This window comes from Streptomyces sp. NPDC054047, from assembly GCF_055585065.1.
Map to the genome: position 1 here is coordinate 1 of NZ_JBVJKV010000005.1, position 14,316 is coordinate 14,316.

Consider the following 14,316-nt stretch of genomic DNA (forward strand, 5'->3'; position numbering starts at 1 on the left):
TTTGTTTTTTTTTTGTGGGGGTTTTTTTTTTTTACGTTTGGTGGGGTTGTAAATTGTTATTTTACGGGGGGGGGTTTTTGTTTTTTTCATTAAAAAACCCCCCCACCACCGGCCTGTCGCAAACTCCTACTGAGGCAGCCCGCGCCAACCCTGCGGGTCCACACCGCCCGGCACGGGAGTCCTCGCGTCGTAAGGCTCCCGCGTGAAGAAGAACGACCCCAGATCGAGATGGCTCACCGACCCGTCGGGCCGCCGCACCGCCCGCAGAACCTCCCCGGCGAAGTAGCCGTCGAGCCCGGTCCAGGCGCCGTCGCCGTGCGGCCGGAACAACGACCCGCGGCCATAACCCGTAAGAGGCGTCAGCTCCAGCGCCCCGTCAGCCTTCGGCCTCAGCACAAAGGTGCTCGTCCCCCAGTACCAGGGCCCCGCCAGCTCCAGCAGCCCCTCGTCCAGCTCGGGCAGGGGCCGCCACTCCGCGGGGATACGCGGCTCGGCCTCGGCCACGATCTTCAGCAGGTCGAAAGCCAACGCCGTCACGGCAGGACCGGAGGTGCAGTTGGTCAGCGTGACCGCCACCAGGCCGTCCTCCTCGCTCGCCCACAGCCCGGCCATGAAGCCCGGCAGCGAGCCCCCGTGCCCGACCAGCGTGCGCCCCTCCCCACGGATCAGCTGCGTGCCCAGGCCGTACGTCACGTCCCAGTCCCCCGGCAGCGCGGGCGACGCCGGCGCACGCATCTCCCGTACCGAATCGGCGGACAGGACCCGGTCGTCGCCCTTCAGAAGGAAGGCGGCGAAGCGCGCCAGGTCCGCCGTCGTGGACCACAGCTGCCCGGCCGGAGCCATGAGGCCCAGATCCTCGGCCGGTTCGGGCATCATCACGTCCGCCCACGGATGGACGGCCCAGCCGCCCGCGTGCGGCGCCTGCGGCTGCGCACTCGTACGGTCGAGGCCCAGCGGCTCCAAGACCTCCCGCCGCAGCACGGCTTCCCAGGAGTCCCCACGCAGCGCCTCGATCAACGAACCGAGCAACGTATAGCCGGGGTTGGAGTAGTGGAACCGGCGACCGGTGGGGTGCTTGAAAGGCTGCTCGCCGAGTACGTCCCCGAGCTCGGGGCGCTGTGAGGCGGGCGTACGCTCCCACCACTCCCCGGGCGTCTCGGCCGCCAACCCGCTGGTGTGCGCGAGGAGTTCAAGAATAGTGGCGTCGCCTGCGGCCGTGCCCGGGAGGTGCTTCTCCAACGGGTCGGAGAGATCAAGGGCGCCCTCGTCGCGCAGCCGCATCACCAGCACGGCGGTGAAGGTCTTGGTGATCGAGCCGATGCGGTACTGGACGTTCTCGTCCGGCGCGTGCCCCTCGACGCAGGTGCGCCCCTCCGTCCACACCAACTCGCCGTCCCTGAGCACCGAGGCGACGAGCGAGGGGGCCCGCCCCTCCGCCTGAGCGGTGGCGACACGGTGCAGCAAAGCTCGGCGGGTGGTGGGCAGCAACTCTTCACGGGGTGATGTCATGGCCCTAGTCCACCCGCGAAGAAGCCGCACGTCGAACGAATTCCACCGACCGCGCTACGCGGAACGCGTACCCGTGGCGCCGAGGCATGGCAGCCCTCGGCGAAACCTCGCGGCACCCGCCCTGAGGTACCTCGGTCACTGCTACGTCTGTGCCATGTCCACGAAGCGTGAGTAGTGGCCCTGGAAAGCGACCGTGATCGTCGCCGTCGGACCGTTACGGTGCTTGCCCACGATGATGTCCGCCTCGCCCGCGCGCGGCGATTCCTTCTCGTACGCGTCCTCGCGGTGCAGCAGGATCACCATGTCCGCGTCCTGCTCGATCGATCCGGATTCACGCAGGTCGGAGACCTGGGGCTTCTTGTCCGTGCGCTGCTCGGGGCCACGGTTCAGCTGCGAGAGCGCGATGACCGGGACCTCGAGCTCCTTGGCGAGCAGCTTCAGGTTTCGCGACATGTCCGAGACTTCCTGCTGGCGGCTCTCGGCGCGCTTGGAACCACCGGACTGCATCAGCTGCAGATAGTCGATGATCACCATCTTGATGTCCGCGCGCTGCTTGAGACGACGGCACTTCGCACGGATCTCCATCATCGACAGGTTCGGGGAGTCGTCGATGTAGAGCGGGGCCGCGGAGACCTCGGGCATGCGGCGCGCGAGCCTCGTCCAGTCCTCGTCCGTCATCGTGCCGGAGCGCATGTGGTGCAGCGCCACCCGTGCCTCCGCGGACAGCAGACGCATCGCGATCTCGTTGCGCCCCATTTCCAGGGAGAAGATGACGCTGGGCAGGTTGTGCTTGATGGAGGCAGCGCGCGCGAAGTCGAGCGCCAGCGTGGACTTACCCATGGCGGGACGGGCGGCGATGACGATCATCTGGCCGGGGTGCAGGCCGTTCGTCAGCGAGTCGAAGTCGGTGAAGCCCGTCGGCACGCCGGTCATCTCGCCGCTGCGCGAACCGATCGCCTCGATCTCGTCGAGCGCGCCCTCCATGATGTCGCCGAGCGGCAGATAGTCCTCGCTGGTGCGCTGCTCGGTGACCGCGTAGATCTCGGCCTGGGCGCTGTTGACGATCTCGTCCACGTCGCCGTCGGCCGCGTATCCCATCTGGGTGATGCGCGTGCCCGCCTCGACGAGGCGACGCAGGACCGCCCGCTCGTGGACGATCTCCGCGTAGTACTCGGCGTTCGCCGCCGTCGGCACCGTCTGCACCAGCGTGTGCAGATACGAGGCCCCGCCGACCTTGGTGATCTCGCCGCGCTTGGTGAGCTCGGCCGCCGCGGTGATCGGGTCGGCAGGCTCGCCCTTGGCGTACAGGTCGAGGATCGCCGTGTAGATCGTCTCGTGCGCCGGCCGGTAGAAATCGTGGCCCTTGAGCACCTCGACGACATCGGCGATGGCGTCCTTGGAGAGCAGCATGCCGCCGAGCACGGACTGCTCGGCGTCGAGATCCTGCGGCGGTACGCGCTCGAAGGCGGTGCCTCCGCCGTCCCAGCCGCCGCCTTCACGGCCGCGGTCGTGCTGCTCGTCGCGGCCCCTGCCCCCGTCGCGGCGCTGCCGGGAGGCGGGCAGACGGTCACTGGGACCGCTGTCGGCCCAGGGGTCGTCCAAGGGCTCGGAAATGCTCACCGGGCCACCTCCCTCACGTCCGCCACGCGGACCTCGCCGTGCCTTTCTTTCTTACGGCACGACACTGACAAATGGGCGGCCCAACTCCGGTTCTGACGCGTCGGTTTTACAGGCTTTCCGAGGTCGGATCACGAGGGGGGCGCCGCACCACGGTAGGCCCGTGGGCACCGTCAGCCAATCTGGTTATCCACAGGCGGTGTGGATGACGGGCGCGTTGCTGTGGAGAACCCCGCCAAACCTGTGCACGGCTCGGTGGACAGGCCTGTGAACAAGCACTCAGCGTTCCGAACAAACACGTCCTGACCTGCGACTTTCCCATCCACCGGCTGTGCAGAAGAAAAACTTCCCCAGTCGGACCAAGATCGTGCCAAACAGCGCCCCGAAGAGTGTCCCACTCGAGACCAAGTAAGGGTCCCTACTACATTGCATCTCTTACCTGTGGAAGATTAGATTGGTGTCCATGACACAGGCTCCCGCGGCACCCAAGGCCGCTCGGCGACAGCATGACCGAGAGATCATCGCCCTCGCCGTTCCCGCCTTCGGCGCACTCGTCGCCGAGCCTCTCTTCGTGATGGCCGACAGCGCCATCGTGGGCCACCTCGGCACCGCACAACTGGCCGGTCTCGGCGTCGCCTCGGCGCTCCTCACCACCGCCGTGAGCGTCTTCGTCTTCCTCGCCTACGCGACCACGGCCGCCGTGGCCCGCCGGGTCGGCGCCGGAGATCTCCAGTCCGCCATCCGCCAAGGCATGGACGGCATCTGGCTCGCCCTCCTGCTCGGGGCCGCCGTCATCGCCGTCGTCCTGCCCACCGCACCCGCGCTCGTGGAGCTCTTCGGCGCATCGGACACCGCGGCCCCGTACGCGATCACGTACCTCCGCATCTCCTCGCTCGGCATCCCCGCCATGCTCGTCGTGCTCGCCTCCACCGGTGTCCTGCGCGGTCTGCAGGACACCAAGACTCCGCTGTACGTGGCGATCGGCGGCTTCGTCGCCAACGGCGTCCTGAACGTGGCCCTCGTCTACGGCGCCGGCTGGGGCATCGCCGGATCCGCTTGGGGCACCGTCATCGCCCAGTGCGCGATGGCCGCCGTGTACCTCTTCGTCGTCGTACGCGGAGCCAGACGCCACGGCGCCTCCCTGCGCCCCGACGCAGCCGGTATCAGGGCTTGCGCCCAAGCAGGCGCACCGCTCCTCGTCCGTACGCTCTCGCTGCGGGCGATCCTGATGATCGCGACCGCGGTGGCAGCCCGTCTCGGTGACGCCGATGTGGCCGCCCACCAGATCATCCTGTCCCTGTGGAGCCTGCTGGCCTTCGCGCTCGACGCCATCGCCATCGCCGGCCAGGCGATCATCGGCCGCTATCTGGGCGCGAACGATGCCCAGGGTGCGCGTGACGTCTGCCGCCGCATGGTGCAGTGGGGCATCGCCTCGGGGGTCGTGCTCGGCGGCCTTGTCGTCCTCGCCCGGCCGCTGTTCATCCCGCTCTTCACCAGCGACTCCGTCGTCCAGGACGCTGCCCTGCCCGCGCTCGTGGTGGTGGCCATCTCCCAGCCGATCTGCGGGATCGTCTATGTGCTCGACGGCGTCCTGATGGGAGCGGGGGACGGCCCGTACCTGGCCTGGGCGATGCTGGCCACGCTGGCGGTCTTCGCCCCAGTGGCACTTCTCGTACCGACCTTCGGCGGCGGACTGACTGCCGTCTGGGCGGCGATGACGCTGATGATGACGGTGCGCATGGTCACCCTGTGGATGCGTACGCGCTCCGGGCACTGGATCGTCACCGGCGCCACCCGCTGACCCCGGACCGCTCGCTGTTTCACGTGAAACACGTTGGGCCGCACCCTGAGGGTGCGGCCCAACGGTTGTGCTTCAGCTCTGCCAAGCGCAGTGCTTAGGCGGAGACGACCTCGATGTTGACCTTGGCGGCAACCTCGGGGTGCAGACGCACGGACGTCGCGTGGGCGCCCAGCGTCTTGATCGGCGCGCCGAGCTCGACACGACGCTTGTCGATCTTCGGACCGCCGGCGGCCTCGATCGCCGAAGCGACGTCAGCCGGGGTGACGGAACCGAAGAGACGACCGGCGTCGCCGGAGCGGACGGCCAGACGGACCTTGACGCCCTCGAGCTGGGCCTTGACCTCGTTGGCCTGCTCGATGGTCGCGATCTCGTGGATCTTGCGAGCACGACGGATCTGCTCGACGTCCTTTTCGCCACCCTTGGTCCAGCGGATCGCAAAGTTCCGCGGGATCAGGTAGTTGCGGGCGTAGCCGTCCTTGACGTCTACGACCTCGCCGGCGGCACCGAGGCCGGAGACCTCGTGGGTGAGGATGATCTTCATTATTCGGTCACCCTTCCCTTATCGCGCGGTGGACGTGTAGGGCAGCAGCGCCATCTCACGGCTGTTCTTCACGGCCGTGGCGACGTCACGCTGGTGCTGCGTGCAGTTGCCGGTCACGCGGCGGGCACGGATCTTGCCGCGGTCGGAAATGAACTTCCGCAGCATGTTCGTGTCCTTGTAGTCCACGTACGTGACCTTGTCCTTGCAGAATGCGCAGACCTTCTTCTTAGGCTTGCGCACAGGCGGCTTCGCCATTGTGTCTCTCCTGTGTGATCAAGAAGTGTGGGAACGGCCCACCCCTGGCCCTGAGGCCTAGAAGGGGGGCTCGTCCGAGTAGCCGCCGCCAGAGCCGCCGGAGGAGCCGCCGGAGCTTCCGCCCCAGCCACCGCCACCGCCCTGCTGCTGGCCGCCGCCGGCCGGCGCACCGGTCGCCCAGGGGTCGTCGGCGGGAGCACCGCCGCCGCCCTGAGGCTGACCGCCACCGGAGCCGCCGCCCCAGTTGCCGCCGCCCTGCTGGCCGCCGCCACCGCCGCCGAATCCGCCGCCCTGGCCGCCTCGACCCGTGGTCTTGGTGACCTTGGCCGTGGCGTTCTTCAAGCTGGCGCCGACTTCCTCGACGTCCAGCTCGTAGACCGTGCGCTTGACGCCCTCACGGTCCTCGTAGGACCGCTGCTTCAACCGGCCCTGCACGACGACGCGCATGCCTCGCTGAAGCGACTCCGCGACGTTCTCCGCCGCCTGACGCCAGACCGAGCAGGTGAGGAAGAGGCTTTCGCCGTCCTTCCACTCATTGGTCTGACGGTCGAAGGTGCGGGGAGTGGACGCGACACGGAACTTCGCGACCGCCGCACCGGACGGGGTGAAGCGCAGCTCGGGGTCGTCGACAAGATTGCCGACGACCGTGATGACGGTCTCGCCTGCCATGGGGGAACCTCTCGGCGGGTTTGCTGCTGGCTGCTTTTGCTGCTGCTACTCGGATCCCGAGTACCGCTGAGCTGGGAAGCTCAGTGGGTCTCGGGACGGAGGACCTTGGTCCGGAGGACCGACTCGTTCAGGTTCATCTGGCGGTCGAGCTCCTTGACGACCGCAGGCTCGGCCTGCAGGTCGATGACCGAGTAGATGCCCTCGGGCTTCTTCTTGATCTCGTACGAGAGACGACGACGGCCCCAGGTGTCGACCTTCTCAACCTTTCCGTTGCCCTCACGGACGACGGAGAGGAAGTTCTCGATCAACGGGGAGACAGCGCGCTCCTCGAGATCGGGGTCGAGGATGACCATCACTTCGTAGTGACGCATGTGGAACCCACCTCCTTTGGACTCAGCGGCCACGGTCGTTCCGTGGCAGGAGGGTCGTGATGCGTACGCAACGGTATCGGCAGCCACTGACAATCGGGCTCCCCGATCGGTAGACCGATCGGGAGTCCCTGCCATGGCCTGGGCAGACACCGGTGCAGACGGTACAGACTACCCGCACCTGGGCTTCCGGTTGAAATCCGGCGGGCGACGGGCAGAATCTGTACACATCGGGTGTGTATGGCGCTACGATGCGCCGCCTTACGCAGGAGGTGCCTCATGGCACAGACATTGCGACCCAACACCGCTGGTTCTCTCTTCGCCACGGACGGCAAGGCCCATCCCATGCAGGACACGCTGCTCGGCGTGACCCTGATCCTGGGTGCGATCGCCTTCGTCTCGGCGATGTTCCACAACCTCCACCTGCTCAGCTCCTGGGCCGGTCTGGTGGGGATCGCCACGGGTGCGTGGGGACAGTTCATCTCCGAGACGACCCGCGAGCGCTTCGGTCTGATCCTCGGCCTGGGCGCATCGGCGGTCGGATTCTTCCTGGGCATGGCACACGGCGGCCTCTTCGGCGGCCTCTGGTAGCCGCCCCCTGGACGCCCCCGCCACACAGAGGCCGGGGGCCAAGGTTCCGTACGCCCAGACGGGGCGCTCTCGGGGCACAGTAGGCTTCGGCGCGAGAGCCGGAGCCCCTGTACCCATGGGGACACACCAGCCGAGGAGCGCCCCGAATGAGTCTGACCCTGAGGACCATCAGTCGCGAGCAGCATCTGGCGTACATCCAGAGCCTGCCGTCGGCGAGTCATTGCCAGGTCCCGGCATGGGCGGATGTGAAGAGTGAATGGCGTTCGGAGAACCTGGGCTGGTTCGACGACCGGACGGGCGAACTCGTCGGTGCGGGCCTTGTGCTCTACCGGCAGCTGCCCAAGGTGAAGCGCTACCTCGCTTACCTTCCCGAGGGCCCGGTCATCAACTGGTACGCGCCGAACCTGGACGACTGGCTGCAGCCGATGCTCGCGCATCTGAAGCGGCAGGGCGCCTTCTCCGTGAAGATGGGCCCGCCGGTCGTCATCCGGCGCTGGGACGCCCCCGCGATCAAGTCGGGCATCCAGGACCCGGACGTGAAGCGACTGCGGGACGTCGAGGCCACGCACATCGAGCCGCGTGCCTTCGAAGTGTCCGACCGGCTGCGGAAGATGGGCTGGCAGCAGGGCGAGGACGGCGGCGCCGGCTTCGGCGACGTCCAGCCGCGTTACGTCTTCCAAGTGCCGCTGGCCAACCGCTCCTTGGACGAGGTCCTCAAGGGCTTCAACCAGCTGTGGCGACGCAACATCAAGAAGGCCGAGAAGGCCGGCGTCGAGGTCGTCCAGGGCGGTTACGAGGACCTCGCCGAATGGCAGCGCCTCTACGAGATCACCGCGATCCGCGACAAGTTCCGGCCGCGGCCGCTGGGTTACTTCCAGCAGATGTGGCGGACCCTCAACTCCGAGGACCCCAACCGCATGCGGCTGTACTTCGCGCGGCACAACGGCGTGAACCTGTCCGCGGCGACGATGCTCGTCGTCGGCGGACACGTCTGGTACTCCTACGGCGCGTCGGACAACATCGGCCGCGAGGTCAGGCCCTCGAACGCGATGCAGTGGCGGATGCTCCGGGACGCCTACGCGCTCGGCGCCACCGTCTACGACTTGCGGGGCATCTCCGACTCCCTGGACGAGACCGACCACCTGTTCGGACTGATTCAGTTCAAGGTGGGCACGGGTGGAGAGGCTGTCGAGTACATCGGCGAGTGGGACTTCCCGCTCAACAAGCTGCTCCACAAGGCGCTCGACATCTACATGTCGCGCCGCTGACCGCACTGCCCGGGCACAATTCGCAGCATCACAAATAGTCTTCATACCTCTGATACACCGCAGCCACGAGAAAGGTTCCGGGATCCGGCCATGGCGCTCACGCTCTATGTCGACACCGCGCGCTGGCGGGCACACCACAAGCACGTGCTGGAGCAGTTCCCGGGAATCGTCCCGGTCTGCAAGGGCAACGGCTACGGCTTCGGTCACGAGCGCCTCGCGGAGGAAGCGACCCGCTTCGGCTCCGACATCCTCGCCGTCGGCACCACGTACGAAGCCGCCCGGATCAAGGACTGGTTCAGCGGTGATCTGCTGGTCCTGACCCCGTTCCGGCGGGGCGAGGAGCCCGTGCCGCTGCCCGACCGCGTCATCCGCTCCGTGTCGTCCCTGGACGGCGTACACGGCCTCGTGGGCGCCCGCGTCGTCATCGAGGTCATGTCCTCGATGAAGCGGCACGGCGTGAGCGAGCAGGAGCTCTCACAGCTGCACGCGGCCATCGAGGACGTACGGCTCGAGGGCTTCGCGATCCACCTGCCGCTCGACCGCACCGACGGCTCGGACGCCGTCGAGGAGGTCATCGGCTGGATGGACCGGCTGCGTGCCGCCCGTCTTCCGCTGCACACGATGTTCGTCAGCCACCTCAAGGCCAACGAACTCGCCCGCCTGCAGCAGCAGTTCCCGCAGACGCGCTTCCGCGCGCGCATCGGTACGCATCTGTGGCTGGGCGACCACGAGGCCACCCAGTACCGCGGTGCCGTCCTGGACGTCACGCAGGTGACCAAGGGCGACCGCTTCGGCTACCGCCAGCAGAAGGTCGCTTCCGACGGCTGGCTGGTCGTCGTCGCGGGCGGCACGTCGCACGGCGTCGGCCTGGAGGCCCCGAAGGCGCTGCACGGCATGGTGCCGCGTGCGAAGGGCGTGGCCCGCGCGGGCCTCGCGACCGTCAACCGCAACCTGTCGCCGTTCGTCTGGGGCGGCAAGCAGCGCTGGTTCGCCGAGCCGCCGCACATGCAGGTCTCCATCCTCTTCGTGCCATCGGACGCACCCGAGCCGAAGGTGGGCGAGGAGCTGGTGGCCCATCTGCGGCACACCACCACGCAGTTCGACCGCATCGTCGACCGCTGATCACAGCCGGGCCGACGACAGACTGAAGGGCCGGGAGCGACGGTTGTCGCTCCCGGCCCTTCAGCCATTTCCGGCCATTTCGGTGGCCTGTTCGCTCAGGGTGAAACGTCGGTCGACGTCGTTCCCCAGCGCACGTAGGTCCCCTCGGTGGAGTGCGCCGCGTGCCTCGGTGGATGGGCCGCCTGCCCGAGGACGAAGACGTCCTGCGCACCGTCCAGGACGCCCCCGGAGGGGTCGTCGTCACCGGACCGGCGAACCGGGTCCCTCTCCGGCATCAGGATGTCGCGCACGACCACGGCACACAGGTACAGCGTCCCCAGCAGGTGCACCACGATGGCGAGTTGATAGCCCTCGGTCGGCAGTCCCTTGTGGGCGTCTCCGCTTGTCGTGTACGCGAGATACAGCCAGATCCCCAGGAAGTACGCGACCTCGCACGCCTGCCAGATGAGGAAGTCACGCCAGCGCGGCCGGGCCAGCGCGGCGAGGGGAATCAGCCACAGTACGTACTGCGGCGAGTAGACCTTGTTGGTGAGGATGAACGCGGCGACCACCAGGAAGGCGAGCTGCGCGAAGCGCGGGCGGCGCGGCGCGGTCAGGCCCAGCGCGCCGACCCCGAGGCAGGCCAGGAGCATCAGCGCCGCCGCCAGGGTGTTGACCGTGTCCGTCGACAGCGGATCGTCCATGCGCTGCGAGAGGATCAGCCAGAACGAGCCGAAGTCGACGCCCCGTTCCTGGCTGAAGGTGTAGAACTTCGCCCAGCCCTCACGGATGTGGAAGCCCGTAGCGTCGTGCGTGATCATCACGGGCAGGTTCACCACGAGCCAGGCCCCCACCGCGGCCCCGGCCGTCATGAAGAAGGGCCGCCAGCGCCCCGCCCGCCAGCACAGGATGAGCAGCGGGCCCAGGAGCAGCGCCGGATAGAGCTTCGCGGCGGTCGCCAGGCCGAGCAGGACACCGGCGGCCAGCGTCCCCCCACGGGCCCACATCAGCATCGCGGCGGCCGTCAGAGCGACGGCGAACAGATCCCAGTTGATGGTGGCCGTCAACGCGAAGGCGGGCGCCAGGGCGACCATCAGGCCGTCCCAGGGGCGGCGCCGGTGGGTGCGGGCGACACAGACGGCGATGACGGCCGTACAGGCCATCAGCATCCCCGCGTTGACCATCCAGTAGAACTTCTCCTGGTGCTGGATGCTGCCGCTGCCCGGGGTCAGCCAGGAGGCCACCTCCATGAACACACCGGTCAGCACCGGGTATTCGAGGTACTCCATGTCGCCGGGCAGCTTGTCGAAGTAGGGCACGAGCCCGTCGGCGAAGCCGCGCCCCTGGTAGAGGTGCGGGATGTCGGAGTAGCAGGCATGCGTGTACTGCGAGCTCGCGCCCTGGAACCAGGCGCCGTCGTAGCACGGCATCTTCTGCACCATGCCGAGCGCGAACATCCCGATCGCCACGAGCGCGATGACGCGTACGGGAGTCCACCACGTCGCCGCGTACAGCACTCTGCGGCCGATGGGTCCACCGATCAGCTCGCTGCCGGCCGCGGCGACCTCGTCCTCCTTGGTCGGCCGTACGGGCTCCGGCTGGTGTGCACCTGGGGTCTTGTGCACGCTCGTGCGCGTCGTCTCTGCACTGGGCATGCCGCACATCCTGCCGTACGCACCTGAGAACACGACGAGGGCCGCCACACCGGTGCGGTGTGGCGGCCCTCGTCAGCGCCTGGCGGCGCATGTTTCACGTGAAACCGTGCGTTTCACGTGAAACACACGCACGGGGAACCCCAGTCAGCCTGTCGGGCCTCCGAGCCAGCCTCCGTTGCCGCTTCCGTTGTTGCCACCGCCACCCGATGGCTCATCGGTGGCCGGTGGCGACTCCCCGCCGGTACTGCCGTCGCTGTCGCCGCCTTCTGCCGCACCGCCGTTGTTGTTGCACTGCAAGTCCCAGTCGGCACAAGACTCAGTGGGGTCGGGACTCCCCGAGGGGGTCGGGGACGGACCGGTGTCCGAAGGAGTCGGCGAGGGGGACTTCTCCGGCTCCTCGGTCTTCGACGGGGTCGGGCTCGGGGCCGGCGGCGGAGTCTCCCCGACGACCGTACCGATCGGATCCGGGACCGGGAAGTTCCGCACAGGCTCGCCCTTCAGGGCCCGCTCCATGTAGTCCTTCCAGATCTGCGCGGGGAACGAAGCTCCGTGGATCTTCTCCTCGCCACCCGTGCCGAACATCTCCAGGAACTCGCGCTTCTTGTTCCCTTCGTTGTCGTCGAGGCGGTACATGCTGATCGCGGTGGACAGCTGCGGGGTGTACCCGACGAACCAGGCGGACTTGTTTCCGTCGGTCGTACCCGTCTTGCCCGCGACCTGGCGGCCGCTCAGCTGGGCCGAGGTGCCCGTGCCCTTCTCGACGACGGTCCTGAGCACGTCGGTGACGTTGTCGGCGACCGAGTTGTCGAAGGCCCGCTTGGGCTGCGACTTGTGCTGGTAGACGGTGTTGCCCTTGTGCTCGACCTTCGTGACCGAGTACGGATCGTTCTGCTCGCCGCTCGACGCGAAGGTGGAGTAGGCGCCGGCCATGCGGATCGCACTCGGAGAGGACGTTCCGAGAGAGAAGGACGGATAGTTGGCGCTGGCCAGGCTGTTCTCCTTGATGCCGGAGGCGATGGCCGCCTCCTTCACCTTGTCCAGGCCGACGTCCATGCCGAGCTGCACATAGGCCGAGTTGACCGACTCCCTCATCGCCTCGCGGAGGTCGATCTGATAGGTCGGCGCGTTGTAGCTCTGGTCACCGTCGTTGGTCTGGAGCCACTCCTTGCCTTCCTTGTCCGTCCAGATGCTGCCGTCGTAGTTCTCGATCTTGAGCTTGTTCTTGCCGCTGTAGAGGCTCTTGGGGTTGACGATCGTGCGCTGGCCCTCGCCCTGATCCGGCGACCCCTCCTTGTCGCGCGTCCCGTCCTTGAAGGCCGCGGCCAGCACGAAGGGCTTGAACGTCGAGCCGACCTGCGCACCGGTCTGGTCCGCGTTGTTGGTGAAGTGCTTGGTCGCGTCCTCACCGCCGTAGATGGCCTCGATCGCGCCGTTCTTGGGATTCACGGACGCGCCGCCGAACTGGACGTGGGTGTCCTTCTTGGGGCGCAGCTTGGGCTTGATCTTCGCCTGGCGGACCTTCTCCACGGACTTTTCGAGCTTGTCGACCTTGCTCTTGTCGAAGGTCGTGTGGATCTCGTAGCCGCCCTGTTGGAGATCGTTGGCCGTGATCTGCCCGTCACTGTTGTTGATCACATACGCCTTGGCCAGGTCGACCAGGTAACCGACCTGACCGCCCAGCTGAGCGTTGGAGCGGGGGTTCTCCAGCCTCGGGAACTTCGTGTACTTGTTCCGGGTCTCGGCGGTCAGGTGACCGTCCTTGACCTCCTCGTCGAGGATCCACTTCCAGCGCTTCGTGGCGCGCGCGGTGTTGGCTTCCCGCGAGGCGGCAGGGTCGACCTCGGGGGAGCCCGCCGGGTCGTAGTACGTGGCGCCCTTGAGGACCGTCGCCAGGAGCGCGCACTCGCTGGGGTTCAGCTCCTGGGCGTCCTTGCCGAAGTAGGCACGGGCGGCGGCCTGGATTCCGTAGGCGCCGCGGCCGTAGTAGGCGGTGTTGAGATACCCCGCCATGATCTTCTCCTTGGACTCCTGCCGGCCCACCTTTATGGAGATGAAGAGCTCTTTGAACTTACGCGTGAACGTCTGCGACTGGTCGCCCAGGCGCGCGTTCTTCACGTACTGCTGAGTGATGGTCGAGCCACCCTGGGTCTCGCCGCCCTTGGCCATGTTGACCAGGGCGCGCGTGATGCCCATCGGGTCGACGCCCTTGTCGTCCTCGAACGTCTTGTTCTCGGCGGAGATGACGGCGGTCCGCATCTCCTTGGGGATCTTGTCGTAGTCGATGATCTGGCGGTTCGTCTCGCCGCCGGTGGCGACCATCTGCTTGCCGTTGGCCCAGTAGTAGACGTTGTTCTGCGCCTTGGCCGCTTCGTCGACCTTCGGCACCTCCACCAGGGCGTACGCGATCCCCGTGACCGCCATCAGGCTGCCGACGAACCCGACGAACAGGCCGGTGACAAGGCGCCAGGACGGCACCCAGCGCCGCAGACCGTCCTTGTCCGCGCGCGGGTAGTCGATGAACCGCTTCTTGCGGGGCTCATGACCGCCACGGCCACGGCCGCGGCCGGGCCCGTTCGGGCCGCCACCACCACGCCGACCGCCGCCACCGGCGCCTCCGCGCCCGGCACCGGACCCGTCGGGAGCTCTGCGGCGGCTTCCGCCCGCGCCGACAGCGCCACTGCGCTGCGCGGCACGACGGGCTTCGGCGCGGCCGCCGTAGGAACGGTCCCCGTCGTCGGGGGCCCCTGTTCCGTGCGAGCCGGTTGAGGAAGTGGGTGATCCAGTGGCGCCACGCGGTGCCGCGCGGCGACCCGACGACGCGCCTGGGACGCCGCGTCTGGCCGCGGCGCGTCCGCCGCCCTGCGGCTGCGGCGGTTTGCGACGGTGCTCGCTCATCGAACGATTACTCCTCGGGCAGGCGCAGGTATCCGCGCCTGGAAAC

Annotated in this window: 12 protein-coding genes; 4 read left to right on the top strand and 8 right to left on the bottom strand. The window is 67.7% G+C overall.

The features are described 5' to 3' along the window. Window positions 1-126: 126 nt before the first annotated feature. Both ACZ6ZP_RS19700 and dnaB read right to left on the bottom strand, forming a co-directional pair. Entirely contained in the window at window positions 127-1,509 is a 1,383-nt protein-coding gene (locus tag ACZ6ZP_RS19700; RefSeq protein WP_469407708.1) for a serine hydrolase domain-containing protein, read from the bottom strand. Window positions 1,510-1,650: 141 nt separating this feature from the next. Continuing rightward, the gene (dnaB, locus tag ACZ6ZP_RS19705) at window positions 1,651-3,129 is read right to left on the bottom strand and encodes a replicative DNA helicase (protein ID WP_344525039.1); all 1,479 of its coding nucleotides are present in this window, start codon (window positions 3,127-3,129) and stop codon (window positions 1,651-1,653) included. 460 nt (window positions 3,130-3,589) lie between these two features. On the opposite strand from dnaB, the gene ACZ6ZP_RS19710 reads away from it, so the two are divergent. Further along, complete coding sequence (locus ACZ6ZP_RS19710; protein WP_366462462.1) at window positions 3,590-4,927, top strand: MATE family efflux transporter; 1,338 nt, start codon at window positions 3,590-3,592, stop codon at window positions 4,925-4,927. A gap of 94 nt (window positions 4,928-5,021) precedes the next feature. Here the strand turns inward: ACZ6ZP_RS19710 and rplI are convergent, their stop codons facing one another. The 4 genes from rplI to rpsF all read right to left on the bottom strand — a co-directional run bounded on the left by rplI (window position 5,022) and on the right by rpsF (window position 6,763). Further along, window positions 5,022-5,468, bottom strand: coding sequence for a 50S ribosomal protein L9 (rplI, locus tag ACZ6ZP_RS19715; protein WP_249588914.1), 447 nt, complete (start codon window positions 5,466-5,468; stop codon window positions 5,022-5,024). A gap of 18 nt (window positions 5,469-5,486) precedes the next feature. Further along, window positions 5,487-5,723: a 30S ribosomal protein S18 gene (gene rpsR / locus ACZ6ZP_RS19720; protein WP_003949403.1), complete on the bottom strand. Its 237-nt coding sequence runs from the start codon at window positions 5,721-5,723 to the stop codon at window positions 5,487-5,489. A gap of 57 nt (window positions 5,724-5,780) precedes the next feature. After that, entirely contained in the window at window positions 5,781-6,392 is a 612-nt protein-coding gene (locus tag ACZ6ZP_RS19725) for a single-stranded DNA-binding protein (RefSeq protein WP_351169228.1), read from the bottom strand. Between the two features lie 80 nt (window positions 6,393-6,472). Next, on the bottom strand, window positions 6,473-6,763 hold the full coding sequence (gene rpsF, locus ACZ6ZP_RS19730) for a 30S ribosomal protein S6 (RefSeq protein ID WP_006604399.1): 291 nt from the start codon (window positions 6,761-6,763) through the stop codon (window positions 6,473-6,475). A 276-nt stretch (window positions 6,764-7,039) separates the two neighbouring features. On the opposite strand from rpsF, the gene ACZ6ZP_RS19735 reads away from it, so the two are divergent. From ACZ6ZP_RS19735 to ACZ6ZP_RS19745, 3 genes are all read left to right on the top strand, one after another. Beyond that, a complete protein-coding gene (locus ACZ6ZP_RS19735) occupies window positions 7,040-7,351 on the top strand; it encodes a hypothetical protein (protein ID WP_249588912.1) in 312 nt (103 codons plus the stop codon). Between the two features lie 146 nt (window positions 7,352-7,497). Next, window positions 7,498-8,619 (top strand): lipid II:glycine glycyltransferase FemX, encoded by a 1,122-nt coding sequence (locus ACZ6ZP_RS19740; RefSeq protein WP_351169223.1) that lies wholly within the window; start codon window positions 7,498-7,500, stop codon window positions 8,617-8,619. Window positions 8,620-8,709: 90 nt separating this feature from the next. Continuing rightward, a complete protein-coding gene (locus ACZ6ZP_RS19745; protein ID WP_351169220.1) occupies window positions 8,710-9,741 on the top strand; it encodes an alanine racemase in 1,032 nt (343 codons plus the stop codon). 95 nt (window positions 9,742-9,836) lie between these two features. Here ACZ6ZP_RS19745 and ACZ6ZP_RS19750 read toward each other — a convergent pair whose 3' ends face one another. Together ACZ6ZP_RS19750 and ACZ6ZP_RS19755 are read right to left on the bottom strand one after the other, a co-directional pair. After that, on the bottom strand, window positions 9,837-11,384 hold the full coding sequence (locus ACZ6ZP_RS19750) for a glycosyltransferase family 87 protein (protein ID WP_351169217.1): 1,548 nt from the start codon (window positions 11,382-11,384) through the stop codon (window positions 9,837-9,839). A gap of 135 nt (window positions 11,385-11,519) precedes the next feature. Then, window positions 11,520-14,270, bottom strand: a complete 2,751-nt coding sequence (locus ACZ6ZP_RS19755; protein ID WP_351169214.1) for a transglycosylase domain-containing protein — start codon at window positions 14,268-14,270, stop codon at window positions 11,520-11,522. Window positions 14,271-14,316 lie beyond the last annotated feature (46 nt).

What these genes read in the sequence shown, in the direction of transcription:
- ACZ6ZP_RS19745 (WP_351169220.1), top strand. Translation starts at nt 8,710, where the DNA reads ATGGCGCTCACGCTCTATGTCGACACCGCGCGCTGGCGGGCACACCAC.
- rpsR (WP_003949403.1), bottom strand. Translation starts at nt 5,723, where the DNA reads ATGGCGAAGCCGCCTGTGCGCAAGCCTAAGAAGAAGGTCTGCGCATTC.
- ACZ6ZP_RS19735 (WP_249588912.1), top strand. Translation starts at nt 7,040, where the DNA reads ATGGCACAGACATTGCGACCCAACACCGCTGGTTCTCTCTTCGCCACG.
- ACZ6ZP_RS19725 (WP_351169228.1), bottom strand. Translation starts at nt 6,392, where the DNA reads ATGGCAGGCGAGACCGTCATCACGGTCGTCGGCAATCTTGTCGACGAC.
- rpsF (WP_006604399.1), bottom strand. Translation starts at nt 6,763, where the DNA reads ATGCGTCACTACGAAGTGATGGTCATCCTCGACCCCGATCTCGAGGAG.
- ACZ6ZP_RS19700 (WP_469407708.1), bottom strand. Translation starts at nt 1,509, where the DNA reads ATGACATCACCCCGTGAAGAGTTGCTGCCCACCACCCGCCGAGCTTTG.
- ACZ6ZP_RS19740 (WP_351169223.1), top strand. Translation starts at nt 7,498, where the DNA reads ATGAGTCTGACCCTGAGGACCATCAGTCGCGAGCAGCATCTGGCGTAC.
- ACZ6ZP_RS19750 (WP_351169217.1), bottom strand. Translation starts at nt 11,384, where the DNA reads ATGTGCGGCATGCCCAGTGCAGAGACGACGCGCACGAGCGTGCACAAG.
- ACZ6ZP_RS19755 (WP_351169214.1), bottom strand. Translation starts at nt 14,270, where the DNA reads ATGAGCGAGCACCGTCGCAAACCGCCGCAGCCGCAGGGCGGCGGACGC.
- rplI (WP_249588914.1), bottom strand. Translation starts at nt 5,468, where the DNA reads ATGAAGATCATCCTCACCCACGAGGTCTCCGGCCTCGGTGCCGCCGGC.
- ACZ6ZP_RS19710 (WP_366462462.1), top strand. Translation starts at nt 3,590, where the DNA reads ATGACACAGGCTCCCGCGGCACCCAAGGCCGCTCGGCGACAGCATGAC.